Below are 19,688 nucleotides of genomic sequence, written 5' to 3'. Positions count from 1 at the left end.
TATTCAGAAAAAGCTAGGTAAGAATGTTGATGAGGTTTGAGTTTTCTATTTTTTAATAAAAATATTAAAACCTTCTCCATAAAATCCCGATTCATTATTTCTTTCCAATAAGAATAAGTTAATCGTAAATCGATTGAATTTTAAAGTACGAAATCAATCGAGCGTGCTTAATAATGTTATTAAATCTGTATTTTTTGACACTTAAACTGAAAATTTAATAAAATATTAGGAGTTTATATGTTAAATATATACATTCGTAAATGTAATCGATTGCATAAATGAATATTGTATTTTAAAAAATTTATTCTCAATGAAAAAAATTTACTATTTAATTAATGTGTTTATGCTACTCAGCATTTCATTAATTAATGCACAAACAACAACTGTTTATAATTTTACTGATGGTGAGATTATAAGTAATGGGGGAAGTGATGATGGTTTACTCAATTTAACTGGAGACTATAATTATCATAGTGCTAATTATGGGCTCAACATGAAGGATGATTCCTCAATTACTATAATAGTAACAGGAAGTTCTACGGTAACATTTTTAGGTTCTCAATATTCTTCTTTAGATATGCATGCTTATACGTCAACTAATGAAGATTTAGGAACGCTTTCAACTACAGTCGAAAACGATTTAGTAGATACTTTTGAATTTTCATATACCGGTGGGCCAACGGTGCTTACGTTTGAATTAATAGAACCGGGTACAGATTTATATCTTCCCGAATTAACGGTAACTACTGAAGAAAGTTCATCGGGCGCTGATGATTTAATAGATGTGTGGGATTTTGGAGCACAACAATTAAGTAATATTGTATATGATAACCAGCTCACGGAAACTGTGGTAAATTCATGGTATGACGGCTCTATTACTCCGGGTAGCGACGGTAATACCTTACCTGATTTTACGGTTGGAGATCTTTCTTGGATAGGTGGCGGAAATGATAGGTTAAGAACAACCAATACCAACCTAACGCGATTTGATGGTAACGTAGGAAGTTCTGATTATCAAGGTAGATTATATGTAAATGCTTCAGGAGCTGTAGCTAGGTATATTTCTTTAGAACTTAACGATAACGATATTGTACAGTTAGTTGTGAATTCACAAAATGGAAACGGAACACTTCATTTTGAATATGCAGATGATCCTAGTGTTCAAACCAACACGGTAGCCACTACCAATGAGCCTGCTGAGTATCAATTTGTAGCGAATAGTGCGGGAACTTATCATATTTACGATAGTTCAGATAAACCAAGTTATTATAGAATTTATAGACAAACAGCACAATATGTAACGGTTTCAGGGACAGTAGATGTAACTTTAGCTCCTGCTATTCCTTCAGGGTATTCGGTAGTTTTTACGAATGACGGGGGAAATATGTTCACAGCAGAAGTTCAACCAGACAATACATACAGTATAGAGTTACCAATGAATAATTCGTATATGTTAAGTTTACAAGAGGCGGAAGAATTTATTATTACAGCTGGAGATGAACTAAGCGTAGGCACAGAAAACTTATCTCATGACATAAGCATAGAAGCACTTAATTTATTCGAAGTGAGTGGAAACATCACTGGTTTACCTTCTGAAATAACAAATTTGAATTTATATTTTGTTCCTAACGCGAATGAAGGTACAGGTTATCTTCCTACTATTGTTATAGATGAATCTAATGAATCTTATACTGCTAATTTAGAAGCCGGTGTAAGTTATACTGTTGTAGCGGAAGGAGTAAACGATTACCAAGTCTCCCCAATAGCAATTGGTCCGGCAAGTGCAGATATTACACAAGATTTGTCATTTGAACCAAAACCTGTTTATACCATTAATGTAACTACAGAAGGTTTATCTGCTTCCGAAGAAAGTGGTTTACAACTTACTTTTACCAATATTCATGAAGAAGGTTATGCATATACTTTTGGGATGGAGGAGACTATTGAAGTGAGAGATGGAACTTATTCTGTTTCCTATACAGGAATAGAGCAATACCCAGTGGAATTGGCGCCAACTGCTTATTTTATGGTCAACGGGGAAGGTTTAAATAGAATGTTATCTTTTGAGCCTGTTCATGTTTGGTCTTTTGACGATACTGAAATCACGAATGCTACGGAATATTACAAAGGACTTGTCTTACAGGGTTCTATTTATAATGATGTAAATAGTGGGCATTTATCCGTAGGTTCAGAGGCAAGTATACAAATTCCTGTACAGCCACAAGAGAAAGTGATACTTACCTATTACTATGCTGCAGATTTTACAGTAGAAGGCGGTGATTCTGTAATAAGTAATAGTGGAACCACAAGTATGTTAGAAACGTACACGTATATTTATGAGGGCACTTCTGAAGGTTACATTACTGTAAATGCTTCTGCAACTACTTATTTTACAGAGATTTTATCACAACCTTCTATTCCTTATGCTTCAGAGATTACAGTGGGAACAGATAAAGAATATCAAACCATCAATCAAGCTTTAGATGCGGTTGGGCAAATGATACGTCCTGAAAATGAGCGTGTCACCATTATCATAGATCCAGGGAATTATGAAGAAATGCTTACCATTAATGAGCCTAATGTAACTTTAAAGAATGCTTCTAACACTCCAGATACAGCTATACTGAATGAAGGTGTAGATATTAGTTCAAATGCAGTGAGAATAACTTCGTATTATGGTACGGGGTATAATTACTACAGTATGGGAAGCCATCAAAAATGGGATGCCCAAACACTTGATGTAAATATGGAAAATGGAGAATTATCAACAGAAAATACAGGATCAGGAACTACCAATGGATCTTATTGGAATGCGACAGTAGTAGTGTATGCAGAAGGTTTTGAAGCAGAACATATTGTTTTTGAAAATTCTTTCAATCAATATATTTCTCAAAAAGAAGCTAACGATATGGTTATTGGCTGGGATAACGGAAGCCCCGGTGAGCGACCCACAGATTATGGGAATACTAGTGTACAGGACAGAAGTTTAGTAGAGCGTGCTGCGGCAATAGCTTTGGCAGAAAGTGCAGATAAAGCGATATTGAACCAATGTAAAATTATTGGCCGTCAAGATGCTTTTTATGGAGGAAAAGGAAGCCGAGTTCTTATTTATAAAGGATCGGTTTGGGGAGCGGTAGATTATATTTTTGGAGGAATGACTGCGGTTTTCTATCAAACAGAATTAACGATGAATGTTAGTGACGTAAATGCTGACAAAGCTTATCTTACTGCTGCTCATGAAAATAATGGACGTGGAATGTTGATGTATGATTGTAAAATTAATTCGACCATTCCAGGAGTAGAAACAGCCTCAGCATATAGCGCAAAACCAGGTTATTTTGGTAGACCTTGGTATCCTAATACCAGTGAAGTGGTTTTTTATAATACCACGATAGAGACATCAGATTATCCCGGAAATGAAGGGGAATCCTTGATTGTAGCAGAAGGGTGGAATAACTCTCTTGGGGGTGAATCTAATTTGATGTATGAATATGGTACTAATGAACTATCCGGAGAAGATAATTCTAGTAACCGGGCAGTTTGGTCAACCTTATTGAACACTCCTTATGTAGATGAAGGAAATACAGAGATCACCACATTTAATTTTACAAAAGGAGATGATGATTGGGATCCGCTCTCAGAAATCATGCTTGATACGCCAACATTCCAAGAAACAACGATTGGAGTAGAAGTATTGGCTTTTAAAGATCAGATTTTAATTAGAAATGTTCAAGAAGAAACGAACATTAAAATTTATAATATGCGCGGAGCTTTAGTAAAGAACTTTAAAATTAACAGTGAAAAGCAACTCTCTTTTGCTACCGGGATGTGGATCATTACTGCAGAAAATAGCAAAGGTGCAAAAGTTGTAAAAGTATTGACTTATTAATTAACCAACCACTATACTTTCTTTTAAAAGTCCTCTTAAATTTTTAAGGGGGCTTTTTTTTAAGCTATGAAGCAGATTCTTTAAATCAGTTTTACAGGAAAAAAGCTTATTATTTTTATATAGAGTTTTTTATCTCTTCAATGCACTGAATTAAGTTAGGGTTTGAACTACCATAACTTACAATTTTAATATCTAAAGGGATATTTTTAAACTTTCTTATGGCTTTTTGTATAGCTTCTAAAATCCAATACTCTTCATTACCAAAAGCACCTCCACCTACTAAAGTTAGATATACTAAGTTAGAACCACTATTTTTCATATTTAATAATCCAGCATGCAGAGTAGATTCATAAGTAGCTTCTAGGATTAACCTTGCAAAATATTCCCAATAAATGGGCTCTACATGACTATAGGCAACAGGAAGAGCAGAGCAGTAAATTTGAGAAACTGTATGTTTTGTTTTTGATTTAGTTACTTCCGTATTCCATTGGATACCGGTTTTAAGTTTTGCTTTTAGATTTTCTCTTTCTATTTCAGTTAGTTGGGCAATTTTTCTATTGATAGCTAAAAGACCGTTTTGGTTAACTAAAGCATATCCATTTTGCATTTTCCAAAGATTCAAATTCTCATTATCGAACTCTTTTCCAATCAAGTCTAAACAGTCTATTTGATTGTTTTCTGTTTGTCCTATTTGATTATTTACTTCAACGAAATAATTTCGGTAAATAGTTCCTGCTCCACACGCAATTGCACAAACTGGTCCTTGCGTATAATCAAATTCATATTGATCTATTCCTTGTTCTGGAGTAATAGTTGGGTTAGTCATTTCAAGTAAATTGAATTGAGAAGCCACTTGAAATAGAGCATTTTTATTTTCAACTTGGCCATGTAACTTTTGCGCATCTGCTACAATTTCTTCTATTCGAATTTTTCCTATATAGTTTTCAATTGTTGAGCTCCTTTCTTTTAATTGACTCAAAGTGGGTATTTCTAGCTTGCCAAATACATATTTTTGGGAATTTACGAGGGAAAGAAGTTGATTGCCTTTAATCTCAATATTGCTTCTTACGTTTGCTGGTGACTTTTCTTGAAAGCCTGTTAATTCTTCAAACCACATTCATTTTTAGTGTTTTAGCCAATAGTTTAAATTAGTTATAAAATCTGAAAGCTTCTTTCAATTTGCTATCAGTTCATTATTCTTTAACTCTTTTGTAAAGTCGATCAGCTGTTGTTCAATTTCGCTGATGGAATTCAACTTTTTAATTCTAATTTTTTTTACAATTCGCCCGTTTTCAAAGAGAATATTTTTACTTTCTAGATGATCTAAAGACCTAATAATTGTACTATGATTATTTAAATGCATATCTATATTATGGGAAAACTCAATGAATTTTGAATTTTCTCTTTTAATATTAATTTCGATAATATAATTTTTAATGATTCCTTTTTTTATTTTTTCGGTAAAAAACCATTTATTTTTTTCATTTAGATATGAGTCGGTAAAACCAATCTTTTCAAGTTGGTTTAATGGTGTATTATTAAATTTTTTTCTCTTGAGTAGGTTTCTAGACTCCCAATCTAAATAAGCAACGACCAATCCAAAAATAGGAAATAGAATTCCGGCTGTAATATATATTTGGACAATAAGTATTTTATTGGGTAACTTATTGTTGAATAAGCTAATCAATAAGATGAGGGAAACGAAAACAAGTCCAGTAATAGATAAAAACTTAAAAGCTTTAGGGATTTTATTTTTATTTAATATATAAAATTCTTTCATTGAAGTAGTTTCAAAGTATTAATTTTACATGGTACGTTATTGGCAATAATAGTTTGCTTGCTTTATTTTTGATTGCGAGAGCTATTCTATACAAAATCTTACTACATTTTACTCTAATGGTTGCGCCCTTGAAGTTAATAAAGCAATTGTTATAGAGGTTTAATTTAATACTTAGGCACCTTATTAATTGCTTCTGTCCATGGGATATCTTTTCTATAGATTTTAAAGTATTTGTCGGCTTTTTACTTATTATCAGTTATTTGCAAAAAGTCCCTCTTGTTATTACTTTTTTCAAAGTATTTATAGTTTCCAACATAGGTGACAGAACCTTTTTCAATATCAAATTCAAGTGAAAATGGATTACTTTCCCGAATTAACCAACCTTGAGTAACTACTTCATTAAAAGCTGTTTGGTAAAATTCATATTTACCTGGGGGAACTTCTATAGCGAATAAATAAATATATTCATCTTCAGTTTCATAGTCTGCATCAAAAGTTACGCTTTTAAAAATCACAGAATTTTTTACAAAAATACTTTATTTATGTTTTTTCTTTGCTTGTGTACCTTTTAATCTATAAAATAAATTAAAAGAGCTCATATGTGTTTTTTGTTTTGGAAAAGATAGAATACCATAAAATATTCCATTATTACTATTTTTATCAAACTTTTCAGGAAGAGATTTAGTTGAAGTACAACTAAATATGAATAATGATAAGAAGATGAAAGTTATTTTTTTCATTTATGGAATTCAGGATTTTTTATTTTTTAATATGCAAATAAATACTAACATGCCTATTTTAAATTAATAACCGCTCCAAATATAAAAAATAATCCAATAATGTTTGTTTTTAAACTGTATGAAAAACAGGAAGCCTTCAGTTTTACTCGACAGCGATGTAAACCCAAGCTTGTTGTCCGGAAGAAAAAGTTTCTAAAATCCTTTTGTAATCACCGACTTCATATTTATCGGTTTCTTTGAGTTCTGATTCTGTGATTTCAAAAATAGTTCCTTCTATATAATCATTCTGATTATTAGTCTTAATCGCAATCGGGTGAAACTCTTTACCACTTTTAGCAATAACTTCTTTATCTGTGATTTTAAGTTTCTCTAATTTGTAACTTGATAAATGGTCTTTTTTTCCAGTTAATAGTCGTCCATAGTTGTTAACTTGAACCTGTTCTAATTGCAAAGTTCCATAAGAAAAGAGGAAGTGTTTATTTTTTTTCACTATTCTGTGCTGTCTTTTTATGCTTAAAATTTATCGATGTATTCTTCTTTTAATAAATATTAGATGGAGTAATCATTAAAATAGTCAGATACTGTTTTATCAATTTTTAAAAAAGCAGAATTATGAATTTTGTCGAACCACACCTAAGTTGTTGTAGGTGTTATGCTTTATGAACTATATTTCATTATTTATTTTTTGGTTTGGTCAATACCAGTATGGCAGAAACAATCAGTCCAACCCCAAATCCAGCAAAAACATATACATTTTCTTTGTCTAATAAATTATCTAGCATTACACCGATCATTAAAAATCCAATAATTAATAATCCACTACTTACCCATATTTTCTTCATAATAAATACTCATTTTATGTCACTACTCCAAATATAAAAAAATCTTTTCTAGTTTAGGCTATTTATAACGCAGAGTAGGGGAGTTACCTATACTAACTTAAAGCGGTTTATTTAAATCGAAATAGGGGATAAGTAGCGTGTGCAAGCTTTACCATGGTGATGTTTATTCATTTAAATTCAAAACGGTTCTTCTTTTTAATTTTCCCTTTAGCATTAATTCAATTTTTTGCATTACATCCTCAAGTTTAATTTCATTGCAAGTATCTTCCAATTGCTTGGGTTTCCATTCCTGAGCTAACTTATTCCACACTATTTTTCTGTATTCCATGGGGTAGTTTTGAGAATCTATTCCAATGAGTGTAACACCTCTCAAGATAAAAGGAAAAACGGTCAAGTCAATTTTTGGAGATGCAACGTTTCCACAACACGTCACAACACCTATTGAATTGGTAGACTTAATTATGTTTTCAAGGATTACACCTCCAACAGTATCAATAGCGCCTGCAAACAAAGGTTTTAGCAAGGGTTTTTTATTAAAATTTTCAATTTCGCTACGCAATAACACTTCCTCAGCTCCAAGACTAATTAAATAGTCTCGTTCTGTTTCTTTGCCGGTTATGGCAACTACTGAATATCCCAATTTGCTTAATATAGAAACACTCAATGCACCAACTCCACCGGTGGCACCCGAAACTGCTATTTTACCACGATTTGGCGCTATCAGTTCCGTAAGTCTTAAGACAGACATTCCGGCTGTTAATCCCGCAGTACCATAGATCATAGCTTCCTTCATCGTCATTTTTTTAGGCAATTTTACCGCCCATTCTGCTGGAACTTGAACATACTCTGCAAAGCCTCCATCTGTATTCATACCCAAATCGTAACTGGTTACAATTACTTTTTCTCCAATAGTAAATAAATCACTGTTTGATTTTTCTATTGTTCCAACGGCATCAATTCCTGGTGTGTGCGGATAATTTCTAGTTACTCCTTTATTTCCCGAAGCCGATAATGCATCTTTATAATTTAATGAGCTGTAGTGCACTTTTACTAAAACCTCGTTGTTGCTTAATGTACCTAATTCCATTTCTTTAATTGAGCCTTGAAAATGACCATCAATCTCTTCAATTCGAAATGCTTTAAATGTTGAACTATGTTGTACCATCTTTAGTCTTTTAAATTTGCTTATTTTTGTAAAGGTCAGCATAAATATTTGGTCTGCCTAGCGCTTACAAATGGTTGGGATACGAACATTTATTACTGATTTTAGTATTTTCAAGACTTTGAGAGAAGAAAAAAAATGAAAAAAAGTTATTGTCCAATAGATACATTTATAAATGTTGTTAAAGGAAAACGAAAGGGGACTATTATTTTACACCTTTTTCAGGGAGATAAAAGATATAGTGAGTTGGTTAGGCTTTTAACCGATATTAGTGAACGAATGCTGACTAAACAACTAAAGGAATTAGAAGCAGATGGAGTAGTGAACCGAAAGGTTTTTCCTGAAGTGCCTCCACGTGTGGAGTACAGCTTAACTGAGCTTGGTAAAGAAATTCACCCTGCCCTCAAAGGAATGTATAAAGGAGGAATCCTTTTTGAAAAGTCTATTGAGGAGTGACAAGCTTAATTTATTATTTGATAGTTAATTCAGTTTATCAATTCCTCCATTTTTTGGTCGGCAACGTTTAAGTCTATTTATTGTTAATTTCATTCCTTTAAAAAAACCTTTTTCTCGAAAAGCCCATTCTGAATATCGAGAACAACTTGGGTCGAAAACACATCTATTACCTAGTTTTTCAGAGATGTTATTTTGGTAAAACCTCAACATTTTTACAGTCAAATTCAGCCAAATTGGTTTTTGGGGAATAGGTAAATTTTGGATTTCTAAATCAAGCTTAGTGTGTTTTAAAAAATACCTTTGTATGATTATAGCGTCTTTTTCATTAGCACTAATCTCAAACGAGTTGCTCCCTATTTCTATTTTTTCTGTTTTGTTCAATTTTTGGTCAAATGTTGTGAAACGGTAACGTATAAAAATAGTAGCGGATTTTAAGCACCTACTTTTCCGTTGGTTACTGACGTTTGATTGATAAAATTCATTTTCGTTTTAGCGATTAAACCGCTATTATTTTTATACAACTTAAGTTTGATTCTCATTAAATTTAGATTATAAATCAGAAAGAACAAAGAGAGGATTAAGGTTATGTTATACGGTGAAGCTTGTGACTTCGTCAACATTGATAATCCCCTCTCTTTACTATCCCAAACACGGTCAGTTCCCTGCCCGTCCGGCAGGCGGGTGTGAGGTCAGACCTCGTTTTCAAGTTGTTGTGATCAAGGTAGTATGCTCTTTCATAAAATCAGTTCTTATGGATAAATATAAAGAAACTTTTGGAGTTGATATCAGCAAGGATGTCTTTGATGTTTATGGTAGTGAATGTGGTCATTCTCAATTCAAGAATGATGAGCAGGGATTTAAATTATTTGCCAAAACATTAGCTTCAGATTCTTTGGTAGTTATGGAAGCCACCGGCTATTACCACTATCGACTTGCACAGTTTCTTTACAAGAATGGTATTGCTGTCTCGGTAGTAAATCCCTTGTCAGTCAAGCGTTTTATTCAGATGAAATTATCAAAAGTAAAGACAGATAAGAGCGATGCTAAGGCTATTTGTAATTATGGGTTGTCCAACGAAGTGCCCCTGTACAATGCTCTTACTGATGTACAGGTAGAATGCCTTCAGCTTTTTCGACTTCTGGATAGTTACCTGAAGAAGCGCACGGCTACAAAGAACAAGCTCCATGGAGAAGAAGTTCTTGGCATTCCGTCCAAGTATGTTTATGGTTCTTTAAAGCGTGACCTTAAACATTTAAACAAAGAGGTGAAAGGTATTGAAGATCGTCTACTGGAACTTGTAAAACAAGATCAGCAACCGCAATTAACTTTATTAACCAGTATACCTGGCATAGGGATCAAGAAGGCCTCGTTTTTAGTGGTGATAACCGATGTGTTTTACTAAGTTTGAGAAAGCTTCCCAGTTGTGTAGTTACGTAGGGATTACCCCAACGATACGGGAATCAGGCAGTAGTATTAGGGGCAGAAGCAGGATCAGCAAAGTAGGTAACAAAAAGCTCTGTAACCTGTTGTTTTTATGTGCGTTCAATGCGTGTAAATACAACAAAGGCTGTAGAGAGATTTACCAGCGTATTGTAGCTAAGGGTAAGAGCAAAAAGCTGGCTTTGATCGCAGTAACCAATAAGCTGTTAAAGCAGGCCTTTGCTATAGCTAAATCAGGTTTACCCTACGATGAAAACTATGCGTCTGTTTTAGCAAAAGGATAGCTCAAGAAAAAGCAAAAAATGAAACAGTTAAGATCTGATGATCCAGGTTTTAGCATGGATCATTTATGTCTCAAATTTAATGTAGAAAAAAGTTGGTTTTTACCTCAGTTCTTTGTTGTACCCAGTACTTATTACTCTATTTAGCGAGATGAGTAATATCGTTTTTTTCAAGATATACCACATATCTTCCCGCAAGAATCAAAATTTCTTTTTCCCACGGATATATTTTGATTTTTGTTATTACTTGTGATGATAATTCGAAAATTTCGAAAATATCTTTAGTGGAAAACTCAGAAAATCTTTCCATTGGTAATTCTGATAAATTATGCTCATTATAGTCCCTAAATGAAGGACTGTTTGCTAAATCTCTATGTAAATCTTCCCAGTCCATCTCTCCATCAATAATATCATTTTTTAATTTATTCATCACTTTACGAGTACTTTCATCTATATTTTCCTCGAGATTTAAGTATTTCTCTTTTATCGTGCTAATTCCAATCCTCTTTACATTACTACGGTTTATATCATAATAGCTTGATAGTATTTCTATGTCGCTATTAGAATATAATAATTTAATATCTACCGAATACAAAAGTGTTTTAGTCAGTAATGCAGGAAGTTTTACCCTATCAGTATTTTGCTCTCTCATTTCAGTTCCCAATCCTCCGCAATCAACAATTAGCATACTTTTATTTTTACTTTCTAAATCATCGCTATCGAGCAATTCAAATAAAGTTGTAAATCCCAAATTGTCAACCGCACCGCCATCAATAATTCTCACTACTCTATCAGGTTTGTTTTTCAATCTCATTTTTAGCATTGGCAAAACCCCTGGAAAAGCTGCGCTCCCTGTAATTGCATAATTCAATGGCAAACCATACCCATTATCAATTTCAAAATCTTCAATTGGTAAAAGAGAACCTGATATTCCAATAGAGTCGATTATATGTGGCATAAATGGCAACCTTTCTCCGTTATTATAAATAGTACCGTTTGTTACAAACATTGGTAATTTCACGTTCTTATTTGAAGATTTTGGAATAAAAAAATGATGTAGAAACAATCGTTCAATTTTTTTACCATTATAAGTTTTCCCAAACTGCAATAATTCATAATCTATAAGGTCTGGATAAGGTGTTCTAATTCTATTTTTTTCATACTTTTTGAGTTTAAGAATAGATAAGGGTTTTGCATCTTTAAAAAGAAATTCTTGAAGAACTTTTTTTCTATCATTGGATTTCCAAAAATCGAAGAGTGAATTGTAATTATCTAAAACATTGTTGTGTAGAAGACTCATATAATAACCAGTTCCAAAACCACCTCCTGAAACTGTGGAAAAATAATCAACTTCATTTAGAAATGAATTTTCATTTACCTCTATATCATCTAATCCAATTAGTACTCCAAGCCCAAAATATTGAGCTCTCGAACCTCCGCCAGAAATAGCTAAACCAATAGCTTTTTCTTTATTTTGGTTCTGTCTTAGTTGCGGTGATTTATAATGATATGTTTCTACTTTAGGAATAGGTGTGTATCTGTTGTCAGAATAAATTATCCCTTTTTTAGATTTACAGGATGATATTAAAATAAATATGATTAAACCAAAATTTAGTAGATGCTTTCTTAATAGATTTTTCATAACGGTTAGTTTTAGCTGGGAAAATATTAATTCATAGCTCCTGTACAAATACCAATTAACAGGTATTTTTATTTAATGACTGATTTTTTTTAGTATTGGGTACAACATGCGAATAAACGCAATAGCGTTTATCTACAGTTTCATCATAAATAAAAGCAGTCAAATTTTAACTACACCTTAAAAATAAGTATTTATCATTACTATAAATAGCGTATAAACACCTGTTTTTTAATGGTTTATATGTGTTTTAGTTTATAATATGGTATTATTTATAAATTCTAAGTCTCTGAAAGATGCTTACGAAAGGAAGGAGAAGCGTAATAGCCGATGCCGACTATTTTATATACTGATGAAGAAGTAGCTTTACAAGGAAGCTTATTTTACAGTATATTTAATAAACATATTCGTTTTTAGTTCATATATCCATTAAAACCCTACTTAATAAACTCTCCGTTTATATTAAATTTTAATTATTCAAATCTACATTTAAGTTCTATTTCTGGTTCTATATAGTAGGTGAATATAATAGAACTATTTTGAAAAGGTTGTGCTAATAAAGATTCAAGGGGAATTGTTAAGGATGATTCATTTCTATCCAACCAAATATCACCGTGAATATGAACTTTAGTGTCCAACAAAAGTCGTTGGTAACTATTCATATCTAGCGATGTCAAATCAATTTTTTTATCGGGTAATTTGGACGGAATAAGGTCTGAAATGGAATAGTCAGCAAGGGCTTCACGTACATTTAAAATACTTCCAATTTCATATTCTTGATGAGCTGATTGCTTCTTAGCGTTTGGTAAAAAAGATAAATTGATTATAACATTTTCTGGTATCAATACGATGTCTTTGTTGAATTGTGGGAGCAAATTAAATAAAATAGGGACATAGCACTCTCTGTACAATAATGCATCTAGCGTTTCGCTAATAAGGATGTCGAATGAGTTAGAATTAGGAACTTTAAAGGTTACTGCATCGGCTGTATAGAAGTCTTGGATGTAGTTGGGTAATTTTAATGAATCAATTAGTTTTTTGGCAGAGGCTACGGAGTTTTTATTAATTTCCAGTAATGAAAACTGCACTTCATCTGGCTGAAATAATGGGGCTACTAAAGTTATAAATGGAGCGTAGGGACCACAACCAGCATAAAATATTTTAATCAATTTTCCAGGCTGCTTTTTTTGCTTTTCTAGGATGGCTGAAACAATTGCCTTTAAAAATTTAACCGTTCTTTTATAGTCCAATAAACATTGTGCCGCAAAGTTTAATCCTAATGCCTTTCCCTTGGCCGTAGAAATAGCAGCCATATGCTCAATTTGGAAGTCATAACCGGTAATTTGAGTAATTTGTTGGAAGTGAGCATGAATTTCATTTATACTTTTTTCAGCATCAACTTGACTAATTGAATCTTTTAATAGGGAAGAGGTTAACTTTCGAATATCATTTATTTTTTTTTCTTCAATCATTCTTTATAGGTAGATTTTATAGAGTACGAAGTGTTATTCATAAATTTTTAATACGAGTTTGTATAGCTTAAGTTAGCTTATCAAATTCAACTTTTTGAATCTTATTTTAGTGCATACGGTTAACTCATTTTTATTTAGAGCTATTTGAATGAACTATATTCAAGGTTCTTAACAGCCTTATTGATGATTTCGATGATTTTATCATTGGGTATAATATCTATGGTTAGATTGATGCGATCGGTGGTTCCTTTATTAACAACACGATGGGCATCGGTTAAACGCAAGTACCAGCATTCTCCAACTTTCATGGGAACTAAGCTATCATTCAGAAAAAATGCTACGTCATCATTATTGTCGATGGGAATGGTAAGTCGAATCATTGATTTTTCTTCTTCTAACCCTAACGTAGGATCCTTATGCTCCGCAACAACCGAATTTGGTGCTAAAAACAATAGCCGAACCAAATTAACCTTGGTGTATTCACTAAATTTATCGATGATGCTCTTTAAGTAATTAGATTTTTCCAGGGCGGGTGTGTTCATCCAATCGGTCCAAGAACCATCTGCATAATCACTTGCCGGTGGAGGGGAAGGCAATGAGGTGTCTACAGTGTGAGCTGGTGCACGTAATGGAATGACTTTATAATATTCGTAATGCTCTTGTTTTAAAGCGTGTGCTTCGACAAGCATTTTTTCTACATCGAACGTAAAGGGTAATTGAATTCTATCTTTATATTGTTTTTTTGTTTCCATATGCTAATTTCGTTCTATTAGTATAATCAGTAATAGGTATTTTGTAGATTTTGCACTTCGTACATTTTAACGAATGTTATTGATATTCATTTGTCATTAAATGGGATCAGCTTATTGCTAAGATATGAATAATATCAATTCCGTTTATTTCCATTAATCCAAAGTTAAATAATAAATAAAGGTTTTTAATGATCACGACTGGTTTTAAACAAGCGTATAAAAAGCAGTCAACTTTTAACTACGGTTTAAATATAAATACCTGTTAAAACTATAAATAGGGTATAAATACCTGTTTTTTTAGGATTATAGATTTGTGCAACGGTTACTGATGTTGTAAACTGTGCTTTATTCATTTATTGATTCCAATTTCAGAAAACTTATATCAGTCACTTCATTTTTATCTTCCGATAATTTTAGTGCAATTTCATAGTTTTCATTCTGTGGTGACTTCGTAAATACAATTGCATTAACTGGATGATGATAATATTGGAAATCAAAATCCGCATTTTTTTCAGTCAATCCAATTTTTATTTCCATTGCTTTTTCCCACTCCACAAAAGGATAAACAGTGGAAGATAGTGGACTTCTAGTAGGTGATTTATGCCATTCTTTATACTCAAATTTTGAATCCGAACTTTCGTTACAACTAATAGTCAGAAAACTAATTGTCAGTAAAAGTGCAATTATTCTATTCATTCGATATCACTTTAATCTTACAAGAGTGGTGTCCTGGCATTGTTTACAACGGTTTGACTATGAGCAGCCGAGCCGAAAGTTAGTTGATAGTTATATAGTGTCGTTTTTTACTGTCACCCCGCTTGCTTATAGTTTTTGTTGGCAACAGTTTTTTTAATTTTTATTTGTTATTTCGTTCGGGGCAAAACCGTACATAAATTTATTAAGTTGTCCATTTGAGCTTTCCAGTCCGACAATGTCCATTAATTCCTCAAAGTATGTGCAAACTCTTTCTCGGTCTTCGGTGTCCAATTCCATATAAACGTCCGCAAACCTTGAAAGTCCGACTTTAATTTTTTCTTGATATTTTTTGTCAGTCGGATTTTCAGATTCTGCTACAGTTTTAAAGTCAGATGCAGCTTTATTAATTTTCTCCGTAAAAATTGGTCGCATTTTTTCATCAGCGATTCCAGGATAATAATTTTCCTCAACGAACTTTTTCTTTGAAATAAATTCCTCAAATTTTTCATTCGCGTTTTCAGGCGTTTTCATTTCAGTTGCATTTTGCCCGCAAGCAGATAAGGTTAAAAACAGAAATAATATTTTAATTAACTTCATCATTTTTTATTACTTTTTTACAATACTCAAATGTTTTGATTACAGCATTTCCAATTTCTTTAAAATCAGTTGTATCATTAATATAAATTTCTGGTGCTCTTTCATAATTCCAATAAGGCGTTGAAACGTAAGTTTTATTTTCCATTTCAATTACCACAACAACATATTCCCAATCTTCTTCACGAACCTTTTTATAGTTATCAGAGTTTTTCCATTTTATTCCATCATATTCTTTGTTATAAAGTCCAGAATGAACAACTTTTCCAATTTCTAAAGAACTTGAAGATTTTAGAATTCCAGAATATTTTAAATCACTTCTTCTGAAAACATCAATTTGTTTAGTCGATTTAGAAACATAAATATCTGTAGCTTTTATCTCCAAGGTTGTTCTTTAAATTGCTTGTAACGGTCGTGGCTATGAGTAGTGCGGGCGCAAATGGGCGATGTCCATTCGGTTGGGCACAAAGCCAAAACCTTGTTTTCTGGTTTTTATCTTAATATTTCAAAAGCCAAAACAAAGTTTTGGCGGTCATTGCAAATTAGCAATTTCTTTTTGGTTAAGCACTTAATCCCGTATTACATATAGCCGTTGTTAGCAATAGTTATTTTTTCCGTTTCTTCTTTTCTTTCCGAGTTTTTTTAATTTCTTTCTTTAACTTTTTCAGAGATTTTTTGAGCTCTTCTAATTTGGGTTTTTCTTTTCTTTTTCGTCCCGCACTTTTGGATGCTTGCAACAGTAAATGGCTAAATTCTTTTTTTACGTCTAACGGTTTGTCTTCGTCTATATTAATTTGCTTAATAGTTTCATTGAATTCTCCTTTATGATTATCCAAAAGCGAATGTACAAGTTCTTCTTTTAAGATTGCGTTTAATGCTTTTTTGGGAATTTTAGCATTACCCTTGTAATATTGTCTAATGTAATTTGAAAACTTTATTAGCTCATCATTATCAGAAATTAAATCTAAAATGCTTTTATCACTTTCTGTAAGTACTGTGTTTTTTGCAGTAATCTGTTTATAAATTTGTTGAGCTACAAATTTTACTAAATCATAAGCAACTGTTCCTACCATTCCGCTTAATGCCGCCGCAGCTAACCATTCGTAATAGGTAGTCGGGTCAAGTAATGAATATTGCGTTCTTACTTCTCCAAATTCAGCGACTTGATTTTCATATTCAGTTCTGTACTTGTATCCATATTTACTTGCCCTACCTGCATAGGTCATCAATTCAGAATATGATTTGGTATCAATTTCTGTACTACAATTAGTGCAAATACAAGTTGAGTTGTCAATATTTATAAAGCCACAATTCGTGCATAAAAATCTATCCATTCAGTTTTTTTCAAATTATTGGCAACATGCGAATAAACGCATGGTGTTTATTTACTATGTATCGATGATCTAAATATAAGGATTTTTATTTTTTTAATTAATGGTTAGCTATATGGGTATAAATTTCGATGATTTAATGGGCTAAAAGCTATAGGATATCTTAAATCTACTCCATTTCACAAGAGATGTTTGGCGAAACGATGTCGAAACAAAAAGTATAGTAAGCGTTTATTATACGTATATTCAACAGCTGTCAAAAATAATAAAAACAAACTTTGCGATAGCAAAATCAGGATTGCCCTACGATGAAAATTATGTTTCTGTTTTAGCCAAAGGAAAGAGTAAAAAATTGGCCTTAATTGCCGTGTGTAATAAGTTATTAAAACAGGCTTTTGCTATAGCAAAATCTGGACTCTTTTATGATGATTCTTATAGAAGTACCTTAGTGAAAAATTAACCTAGATTTACTTTTTTTTACCACAGTACTTTGTTGTTTGGCGCTTTTTTACTTCTCTCTTAGTAATCTTTTAGTCCAATTTTTTTCCATTTTGTCTAATCTAGACCTCTTTAATCCTTTAAAGTTCCAAAATGACTTGTATTCAGCTCTCTTTAGAAACCGTGAAAGTTTCATTGCCAGAAAAAGCTTTTTAAGTCCATTCAATCTAATTGTTTCTCTAAAAATTCGCCTTCGATTTTGCTTTCCCGTCTTTTTCTTTGCATCTGCAGCACTTCTTATGTCGGAAGGTGGTAAATCTTCAAGTCTAACAGCTTCAGCCCAAAAAATATCGATAAGAATTAGGCATCTTCTCCTAAGTCCATCATGATAGATTAGCCAATTTTGCATTTCTTTATGAATCTGTCTGTGATTTTTGTCGGAATGACTAGAGAAGTATACAGAGTGATATTCAGAATCCAATAATTGTCTCAATGGGCGACTGTGCCTTAAAAATCCTGTTCCAACTATTGGGTATGTGTCAGAAACCTTTAAATGTCCTTGTAAAATTCGGGTTGTCAATTCATCTAAAACGTTGAACACGTTCTGAACACTTTCAAGAGCCCAAGTAGTTGGCATATCAAGTCTATGTTTAGAGACTAGTTCTTCCAACTCTTTTAGTTTTGTTTCATTGTGAATTTGGTAATACTCTCCTGTTTCTCTTCCTATAAATATCACGTTACCAAAATATTCTTTGCATCTAGTCCAAAGCTGTCGATATTGGGCTATTAAAGCAATTCTAGTCTGTCGTTTTTGAGAGTTCAGAATGAGAATTTGAGCAAAACCTACCAAAACAAGAAGGATTGTCGCAATTGCAGTTAAAGTGCCACTGTCCATATATGTTTCTATTTCTTTAATGCAAGTCATTATTTTTCAGCCATAAAACAAGCCAAAACTTTTGCATTTTGATTTTATCTTTACTTTTCAAAAGCCAAATCAAAAGATTTGGCGACTTACCAAATATACCAAAATTTCCAGTTTAGAAATAACCTAGTTATTTTTTATATACGTTTTTAGCTGTAGTTTTATTAGTCTCTACCTTTAAAATACGAATAACCGATTCCTATTGTGAGTACTATTAGTGGTACTAAGATTACAATTATTTCTAATGAACTAGTCCCAAACTGTCTCGAAATTCCTAAAATTTCTCTAAATCCAGCAATAGCTAATAAATATCCTGCTACCATTATAAGTTCTTCAACTGAATTTAACCTTTTTTTTCTTCTAATTAAACTATATGTAATTATAAAAGTCAATATTAGAAATATTGCAGAAGAAATATAAACTAGCATTTTTTCTGTGAGAGTTCTTGAAAGTTTTATCATTTTAGAATTACCATCAGTGAATTCTAAGATCCTTCCAGAAATTCTCTTTTGAATTTTAAACTTAAAATGACTTGAGTTTTCGTTTACTTCTAGAGTTATATTTGGGTAAATGATGATTTCGTCATTAGGAAATCCATACAAAGAAGTAGATGCTGGAATCAAAAAATTTTCTGATTCAAAACTCGAATAAAGATAACCTGAATTATACCTATTAATACTATCAATTGCAGTAAAATTTCTAATCATAGGATCATAATTGAACCTATCAGTCAAAGATGTTTTAAATTTCAATTTTTTCTTATTGTAATAGCTAAATGTATAAGATTGATAGTAATTTATAATTACGGATGATTCAATTGAATTTTTTTCTTCAATATATTCTTTTAAAACAATAGTTACTGTAGGTAAACTATCATTTTGTTCTTTATCATAATAATCTTTGGTTTCAATTAATCTTCCATATAAATCATCATTTATTATGTCTGGAATAATAAAAATTACTACTATAGCAACTAATACAATTCCAAAGAATTGAAAGAGTTTTTTAATTTTTTTCAAATTTATATGTTTAAAATTATAGCTAACGATCTAGTATATGAATAGTTGCGTATGTTGGTAAGAACTTTAGCAAGTACACGACAAGCTGAAAATTCCTGTGGAATTTTCAGGATAAGCTTATAATAGCAATTGTTTATAGCATCTATGTAAAAGCAGCAGATCCAGTATCTTTAAAGTTCACCAAAACAATAAGACCTGCCCGCTCGGCAGGCGGGTATAAAAACTGTACCCACTG

At 32.2% G+C, this 19,688-nt stretch carries 18 protein-coding genes and 2 pseudogenes; 4 read left to right on the top strand and 16 right to left on the bottom strand.

Annotated features, from left to right (window positions below):
• Window positions 1-310 precede the first annotated feature (310 nt).
• On the top strand, window positions 311-3,889 hold the full coding sequence (locus tag FVB9532_RS05550; protein ID WP_150544216.1) for a pectinesterase family protein: 3,579 nt from the start codon (window positions 311-313) through the stop codon (window positions 3,887-3,889).
• 115 nt (window positions 3,890-4,004) lie between these two features.
• On the opposite strand, the gene FVB9532_RS05545 is transcribed toward FVB9532_RS05550, so the two are convergent.
• The 6 genes from FVB9532_RS05545 to FVB9532_RS05525 form a co-directional block, all read right to left on the bottom strand.
• Window positions 4,005-5,006, bottom strand: coding sequence for a hypothetical protein (locus FVB9532_RS05545; protein WP_150544215.1), 1,002 nt, complete (start codon window positions 5,004-5,006; stop codon window positions 4,005-4,007).
• A 57-nt stretch (window positions 5,007-5,063) separates the two neighbouring features.
• Window positions 5,064-5,669 (bottom strand): hypothetical protein, encoded by a 606-nt coding sequence (locus FVB9532_RS05540; protein WP_150544214.1) that lies wholly within the window; start codon window positions 5,667-5,669, stop codon window positions 5,064-5,066.
• Window positions 5,670-5,911: 242 nt separating this feature from the next.
• Entirely contained in the window at window positions 5,912-6,184 is a 273-nt protein-coding gene (locus FVB9532_RS05535) for a hypothetical protein (protein ID WP_150544213.1), read from the bottom strand.
• 367 nt (window positions 6,185-6,551) lie between these two features.
• Window positions 6,552-6,899: a gamma-glutamylcyclotransferase family protein gene (locus tag FVB9532_RS05530; RefSeq protein ID WP_150544212.1), complete on the bottom strand. Its 348-nt coding sequence runs from the start codon at window positions 6,897-6,899 to the stop codon at window positions 6,552-6,554.
• A gap of 184 nt (window positions 6,900-7,083) precedes the next feature.
• A complete protein-coding gene (locus FVB9532_RS19430; protein ID WP_194716491.1) occupies window positions 7,084-7,251 on the bottom strand; it encodes a hypothetical protein in 168 nt (55 codons plus the stop codon).
• 163 nt (window positions 7,252-7,414) lie between these two features.
• Window positions 7,415-8,416 (bottom strand): YhdH/YhfP family quinone oxidoreductase, encoded by a 1,002-nt coding sequence (locus tag FVB9532_RS05525; RefSeq protein WP_150544211.1) that lies wholly within the window; start codon window positions 8,414-8,416, stop codon window positions 7,415-7,417.
• 135 nt (window positions 8,417-8,551) lie between these two features.
• On the opposite strand from FVB9532_RS05525, the gene FVB9532_RS05520 reads away from it, so the two are divergent.
• A complete protein-coding gene (locus FVB9532_RS05520; protein ID WP_150544210.1) occupies window positions 8,552-8,869 on the top strand; it encodes a winged helix-turn-helix transcriptional regulator in 318 nt (105 codons plus the stop codon).
• 24 nt (window positions 8,870-8,893) lie between these two features.
• On the opposite strand, the gene yidD is transcribed toward FVB9532_RS05520, so the two are convergent.
• On the bottom strand, window positions 8,894-9,079 hold the full coding sequence (gene yidD, locus FVB9532_RS20035) for a membrane protein insertion efficiency factor YidD (protein ID WP_150544490.1): 186 nt from the start codon (window positions 9,077-9,079) through the stop codon (window positions 8,894-8,896).
• A 541-nt stretch (window positions 9,080-9,620) separates the two neighbouring features.
• Here yidD and FVB9532_RS05510 point away from each other — a divergent pair.
• Window positions 9,621-10,593: pseudogene (locus FVB9532_RS05510) on the top strand (IS110 family transposase).
• A gap of 136 nt (window positions 10,594-10,729) precedes the next feature.
• Here FVB9532_RS05510 and FVB9532_RS05505 read toward each other — a convergent pair.
• The 7 genes from FVB9532_RS05505 to FVB9532_RS05475 all read right to left on the bottom strand — a co-directional run bounded on the left by FVB9532_RS05505 (window position 10,730) and on the right by FVB9532_RS05475 (window position 17,077).
• Window positions 10,730-12,232 carry a patatin-like phospholipase family protein gene (locus FVB9532_RS05505; RefSeq protein ID WP_150544209.1) on the bottom strand — a complete coding sequence of 501 codons (1,503 nt, stop codon included), beginning with the start codon at window positions 12,230-12,232 and terminating at the stop codon, window positions 10,730-10,732.
• Between the two features lie 470 nt (window positions 12,233-12,702).
• Window positions 12,703-13,701, bottom strand: coding sequence for an SAM-dependent methyltransferase (locus FVB9532_RS05500; RefSeq protein ID WP_150544208.1), 999 nt, complete (start codon window positions 13,699-13,701; stop codon window positions 12,703-12,705).
• A 140-nt stretch (window positions 13,702-13,841) separates the two neighbouring features.
• On the bottom strand, window positions 13,842-14,453 hold the full coding sequence (locus FVB9532_RS05495) for an aspartyl/asparaginyl beta-hydroxylase domain-containing protein (protein WP_150544207.1): 612 nt from the start codon (window positions 14,451-14,453) through the stop codon (window positions 13,842-13,844).
• 345 nt (window positions 14,454-14,798) lie between these two features.
• On the bottom strand, window positions 14,799-15,149 hold the full coding sequence (locus FVB9532_RS05490; RefSeq protein WP_150544206.1) for a hypothetical protein: 351 nt from the start codon (window positions 15,147-15,149) through the stop codon (window positions 14,799-14,801).
• Window positions 15,150-15,302: 153 nt separating this feature from the next.
• Window positions 15,303-15,749, bottom strand: coding sequence for a DUF4844 domain-containing protein (locus FVB9532_RS05485; RefSeq protein ID WP_150544205.1), 447 nt, complete (start codon window positions 15,747-15,749; stop codon window positions 15,303-15,305).
• Window positions 15,733-16,128, bottom strand: a complete 396-nt coding sequence (locus tag FVB9532_RS05480) for a hypothetical protein (protein WP_150544204.1) — start codon at window positions 16,126-16,128, stop codon at window positions 15,733-15,735. Before FVB9532_RS05480 ends, FVB9532_RS05485 begins: the two co-directional genes overlap by 17 nt.
• 220 nt (window positions 16,129-16,348) lie before the next feature.
• Window positions 16,349-17,077: a hypothetical protein gene (locus FVB9532_RS05475; RefSeq protein ID WP_150544203.1), complete on the bottom strand. Its 729-nt coding sequence runs from the start codon at window positions 17,075-17,077 to the stop codon at window positions 16,349-16,351.
• Between the two features lie 313 nt (window positions 17,078-17,390).
• Between FVB9532_RS05475 and FVB9532_RS19685 the strand changes: the two are divergent.
• Window positions 17,391-17,534: pseudogene (locus FVB9532_RS19685) on the top strand (IS110 family transposase); the annotation flags it as partial.
• Window positions 17,535-17,582: 48 nt separating this feature from the next.
• On the opposite strand, the gene FVB9532_RS05465 reads toward FVB9532_RS19685, so the two are convergent.
• A complete protein-coding gene (locus FVB9532_RS05465; protein WP_228482257.1) occupies window positions 17,583-18,437 on the bottom strand; it encodes a hypothetical protein in 855 nt (284 codons plus the stop codon).
• A gap of 161 nt (window positions 18,438-18,598) precedes the next feature.
• Window positions 18,599-19,453 (bottom strand): hypothetical protein, encoded by an 855-nt coding sequence (locus FVB9532_RS05460; RefSeq protein WP_150544202.1) that lies wholly within the window; start codon window positions 19,451-19,453, stop codon window positions 18,599-18,601.
• Between the last annotated feature and the right edge of the window lie 235 nt (window positions 19,454-19,688).

The organism is Mesonia oceanica (assembly GCF_902499555.1).
GTDB lineage: Bacteria > Bacteroidota > Bacteroidia > Flavobacteriales > Flavobacteriaceae > Mesonia > Mesonia oceanica.
The sequence above is the reverse complement of the archived record's forward strand: the minus strand, read 5'-3'. Positions and strand labels throughout refer to the sequence as shown.

Bases quoted from the DNA above. Each gene is read 5' to 3' on its own strand.
- FVB9532_RS05550 (WP_150544216.1), top strand. From the start codon at position 311: ATGAAAAAAATTTACTATTTAATTAATGTGTTTATGCTACTCAGCATT.
- FVB9532_RS05545 (WP_150544215.1), bottom strand. From the start codon at position 5,006: ATGTGGTTTGAAGAATTAACAGGCTTTCAAGAAAAGTCACCAGCAAAC.
- FVB9532_RS05540 (WP_150544214.1), bottom strand. From the start codon at position 5,669: ATGAAAGAATTTTATATATTAAATAAAAATAAAATCCCTAAAGCTTTT.
- FVB9532_RS19430 (WP_194716491.1), bottom strand. From the start codon at position 7,251: ATGAAGAAAATATGGGTAAGTAGTGGATTATTAATTATTGGATTTTTA.
- FVB9532_RS05525 (WP_150544211.1), bottom strand. From the start codon at position 8,416: ATGGTACAACATAGTTCAACATTTAAAGCATTTCGAATTGAAGAGATT.
- FVB9532_RS05520 (WP_150544210.1), top strand. From the start codon at position 8,552: ATGAAAAAAAGTTATTGTCCAATAGATACATTTATAAATGTTGTTAAA.
- yidD (WP_150544490.1), bottom strand. From the start codon at position 9,079: ATGTTGAGGTTTTACCAAAATAACATCTCTGAAAAACTAGGTAATAGA.
- FVB9532_RS05505 (WP_150544209.1), bottom strand. From the start codon at position 12,232: ATGAAAAATCTATTAAGAAAGCATCTACTAAATTTTGGTTTAATCATA.
- FVB9532_RS05500 (WP_150544208.1), bottom strand. From the start codon at position 13,701: ATGATTGAAGAAAAAAAAATAAATGATATTCGAAAGTTAACCTCTTCC.
- FVB9532_RS05495 (WP_150544207.1), bottom strand. From the start codon at position 14,453: ATGGAAACAAAAAAACAATATAAAGATAGAATTCAATTACCCTTTACG.
- FVB9532_RS05490 (WP_150544206.1), bottom strand. From the start codon at position 15,149: ATGAATAGAATAATTGCACTTTTACTGACAATTAGTTTTCTGACTATT.
- FVB9532_RS05485 (WP_150544205.1), bottom strand. From the start codon at position 15,749: ATGATGAAGTTAATTAAAATATTATTTCTGTTTTTAACCTTATCTGCT.
- FVB9532_RS05475 (WP_150544203.1), bottom strand. From the start codon at position 17,077: ATGGATAGATTTTTATGCACGAATTGTGGCTTTATAAATATTGACAAC.
- FVB9532_RS05465 (WP_228482257.1), bottom strand. From the start codon at position 18,437: ATGACTTGCATTAAAGAAATAGAAACATATATGGACAGTGGCACTTTA.